At 53.4% G+C, this 4,452-nt stretch carries 2 protein-coding genes and 1 pseudogene; 1 reads left to right on the plus strand and 2 read right to left on the minus strand.

The features are described 5' to 3' along the window. A partial coding sequence (locus ACR0DB_RS22465; protein WP_480553073.1) for a tandem-95 repeat protein occupies positions 1-3,022 on the minus strand: 3,022 nt, incomplete at its 3' end. 412 nt (positions 3,023-3,434) lie between these two features. Here ACR0DB_RS22465 and ACR0DB_RS22470 point away from each other — a divergent pair. Continuing rightward, a pseudogene (locus ACR0DB_RS22470) lies at positions 3,435-3,533 on the plus strand (transposase domain-containing protein); the annotation flags it as partial. 185 nt (positions 3,534-3,718) lie between these two features. Here ACR0DB_RS22470 and ACR0DB_RS22475 read toward each other — a convergent pair. After that, on the minus strand, positions 3,719-4,452 hold a 734-nt coding region (locus tag ACR0DB_RS22475; RefSeq protein ID WP_480553074.1), incomplete at its 5' end, for a hypothetical protein.

Here is a 4,452-nt window from a genome sequence, read left to right on the forward strand (position 1 = left end):
TGATGGCCCAATCAGTGTCGCCTTGCTGCCCGTCAAGAGAATGCCAGGTGACGACAAAATCACCATTGTCGCGCGCTGTCACATTTGGAGTGCCTTGAATGTCATTGGTAAACTCATTGACGAGGAATTCACCGACAACCTCACTGCCACTCGCATCGAAAATACGCGCCTTGATGGCCCAGCCATCATCACCTTGCTGCCCATCATCAGATGCCCAGGTGACGACAAAGTGGCCATTGGCGAGGGCCGTAACATTTGGGTCGCGTTGCGTGCTATGGGTGAATTCATTGACGAGGAACTCACTGACAATCTCACCACCCTCTGCATCGAAAATACGCGCCTTGACGGCATAACCGGATGGATCGCCTTGCTGCAAGGCGTGAGAATGCCAGGTGACGACGAAATGGCCATTGGCGAGAGTGGTAACGCTTGGGTCCCGCTGATCGCCATTGGTAAATTCATTGACCAGGAATTCACTGACGATCTCGCCGCCCTCCGCATCGAAAATACGCGCCTTGATGGCCGTTGGAGACGTATCGCCTTGCTGCTGGTCTTCAGACTCCCAAGTGACAACGAAATGGCCATTTTCCAGTGCTGTTACACTCGCGTTCAATTGACCGTTATTGGTAAACTCGTTGACGAGGAACTCACTGCCAATCTCAACACCCTCCGCATCAATAATACGCGCCTTGATGGCAGAAGAAGAAGCATCGCCTTGCTGCCCATCACGAGAGTCCCAGGTGACGACAAAATGGCCATTAGTCAGTGCGGTAATACTTGGAGTCTTTTGTCCGGTGTTGGTAAATTCATTCACGCGGAGTTCACTCGCGCCAATAAGATCATCTACCGCGATCGGTGCATCGTTTACAGGGGGAATCTCAAGGGCAAAGCTATCGCTTGCTGTGCGTGACCCATCGCTGGCCGTCACGGTCACACTCAATGTACCATGGAAGTCCTGCGGCGGTGTGCCCGAGAAGCTCCCCGCAATGGCATCAAACACCAGCCAGTCCGGCAGCGCCGCACCATCCGTCAGTGTCGCACTCAAGGTCAGTGCATCGCCATCCACATCCGTGAACGCATTGGTTGGCAGTGCAAAGCTCACAGCTTCATCTTCCGCTGAAGAGTGATCGGACAATGCAATTGCTAAAACGGGTGCATCGTTTCTTCCGTGAACAACAATTGAAACTGTTGCAGTGCTCTCCCCGCCATTGCCGTCCTCGACCGTATAGGTAAATGTGTCGATAAGTGTCTGCCCAACTGCCAAAGCCTGGACAGCATCCGCGTTGGTGGGATCATAGCTGATTGTCCCGTCGGTGTTCAGCGTCAGGGTCGCGCCATGCGCACTCGTGGCAGACACTGCTGTCATCGTGAGCGCATCCCCGTCGACATCGCTGTCGTTGGCCAAAAGCGTGGCGGTCTCAATCAGGGTCACAACATCTTCTGTGATCGGCTCGGGACCTTGAGCAACACCGTTTGCATCGAAAATACGCGCCTTGATGGCATAACCAGACGTATCACCTTGCTGCCCGTCGTTAGACATCCATATGATGACAAAATGGCCATTGGCGAGCACTGTCACGCTCGGCGCAATTTGAGTGCCATTGGTGAATTCATTGACCAGGAATTCACTGACAACCTCATCGCCATTCTCATTGAAAATGCGGGCCTTGATGGCAGTACCGGACGTATCCCCTTGCTGCCCGTCCTCAGACATCCAGGTGACAACAAAATGGCCATTGGTGAGCGCTGTAATACTCGGGTATACTTGCCAGCTATCGGTGAATTCATTGACCAGGAACTCACTGACAATCTCATCGCCATTCTCATTGAAAATACGGGCCTTGATGGCAGAAGCGGACGCATCCCCTTGCTGCTGGTCATGAGACCCCCAGGTGACAACAAAACCCCCATTGGCGAGGGCTGTCACACTCGGGTCCTCTTGCCAGAAGTTGATGAATTCGTTGACACGGAACTCACTGACAATCTCATCGCCATTCTCATTGAAAATACGAGCCTTGACGGCAGACCAAGACGTATCCCCGTGCTGTTGGTCCCAAGAATGCCAGGTGACGACAAAATGGCCATTGGCGAGCGCTGTAACGCTCGAGTATAGTTGCGCGTCATTGGTGTATTCATTGACCAGGAATTCACTGACAATCTCATCGCCATTTGCATCGAAAATGCGGGCCTTGATGGCAGAACTGGACGTATCCCCTTGCTGCCCGTCAAGAGAATGCCAGGTGACGACGAAATGGCCATTGGCAAGGGCTGTCACGCTCGGCCAGCCTTGCATGTCATGGGTAACTTCATTGACCGGGAACTGACTGACAATCTCATTACCATCCGTATCAAAAATACGGGCCTTGATGTCAAAACCAGACGGATGCCCTTGCTCCTGATCATTGGACGGCCATGTGACGACGAAATGGCCATTGGCGAGCTCGGTAACGCTGGGGGTCAATTGACTACCATTAGTAGACTCATTCACCAGAAATTCACTGACAATCTCGACACCATTCTCATTGAGAATACGGGCCTTGATGGCAGTTTCAGACGTATCGCCCGGCTGTCCATCATCAGACTGCCAGGTGACGACGAAATGGCCATTGGCGAGAGCGGTAACACTCGGGTCGCTTTGAGAGCCATCGGTGAAGTCATTGACCAGGAACTCACTCGGATCAACAGTATCATCAGCCGCGACAGGTGCATCATTGACCGGGGTAACATCAAGCACAAAGGTGTCGCTGGCCGAAAGAGACCCGTCGCTGGCCGTCACCATCACGTTGACTGTTCCATTGAAGTCCTGGGGCGGTGTGCCCGAGAAACTCCCCGCAACCGCATCAAACTCCAACCAGCCAGGCAGGGCCGCACCATCCGCAAGCGTCGCGCTTAAGGTCAGCGCATCGCCATCAACATCCGTGAATGCATTGGCCGGTAATACAAAGCTCACAGATTGATCTTCTGCTGAAAACTGATGAGGCAATGCAAGTGCCAGAACGGGTGCATTGTTCATTACGGTCATTCCTTTATCCAATTCAAGCTGTGAGCAATTGAGATGATCTCATTTGCATGCTGTACATGTGAGTGATGAGTGAAAACCTGTTGTTATTGTACTGGCTAACGTTCCAAAGTTTTACTGATTGGGTTCCGCTGCGCGATTGACCGCGAATACGTCCAGCCAATTCGTCCCGCATCCAACACTGGATCCAGATCGCTGAATTGGAAAATACCATGATTCTATATTTGAATAGGAAAAGGCTATGGTGGGGTCTGCACCTGTCAGACTGTTACTTTGTCAATACGGCCTGAGCAAACAGTCGCCACAAGCACCATTATCGCACCAGAAGTCTGCAATGGTCTTCTGGTCAGGGCGAGTTGCCCAGTCAACCACATCAGTTCGACGTTCCGCCCTGCATTACGTTCTAACCAATGGCCGTGCCTGGCTCACCCAAACACTGACCGCTATCGCAAACGGGCATAAACAGTCCAACATCAGCAGCCTGATGCCCTGGAATTACGCCACAGACCTGTAATCGGTGCACCGCCTTCACTTTATCCTGAAAATGACGCAGAAATCTCAGCGGCCCAATGCATGTACCGGCTGCTGTTCTCCGCCGTCCCTGAGGCCCTGGTTCAGACCTGCATCGTGCATCTGGTGCGCTATGCACTGCGCAGCTCTCTCGGCAGATGAAGTGGCCGAAACATCTGCCCGTGCGGCTCAAAACCTGTGACTGAGGGCAAATCCAATGTAGGGATTGGGGTCACCGCCTTGTGCGCGATATCCCGCGTTAAACAGAATTTCCGGTCCGGGCGCTTCTGAAGCAAGCTGATAGGTCAGGCCAATATCTATCGGCCGCACTGAAGATGTAATCTGCACAGTTTGAGAGCTTCTTGTCACGCCCGTGCTTTCCTGACCGGCCACTGCTGCAACCCTGTCCCGGGGGAGATCGATTGAAATCTCACCAGAGGAGATCTGGAGCGGACTGGATATCGACAAGCGCATCGTGCCTGGGCTGCCGAGAAAGCGTTTCTTGCTGATTGAGACGCTGCCGGCACGCCCCGTCAGACTTTTGCCGCCAGTGACCAGGCCTGCCTGTTTGAAATCTGTCCTGCTTTGCGTGCCCGATACCGTCAGGAGCGTGCCCTGCCCGACCGCAACAGATCCGGATATTTCCAAGAACGAGGTAGAGCTGCGTCCGTCCTGACCCGCGGCTCCCATGAAGCGGGATCCAAGGACTGTGCCGTTTTCTTCTATGAGGCCGAACTGGGCAGAAAGGCCTGACCCATCTTTGTCTTTTGCTTCAAGCCCTATGCTGGTCCTTGAGAAGGAGCCCGTGGATGATCCGAAAGCATGGTCCATCGTCAGCGCCAGCGCGACTGTAATCTGGACGTCATGTCCGAATGCGTAATCCTCTGTCTGACGCAGATCCATTAGGACAGCAACTGACAGAG

Source organism: Ruegeria sp. AB6, assembly GCF_056542685.1.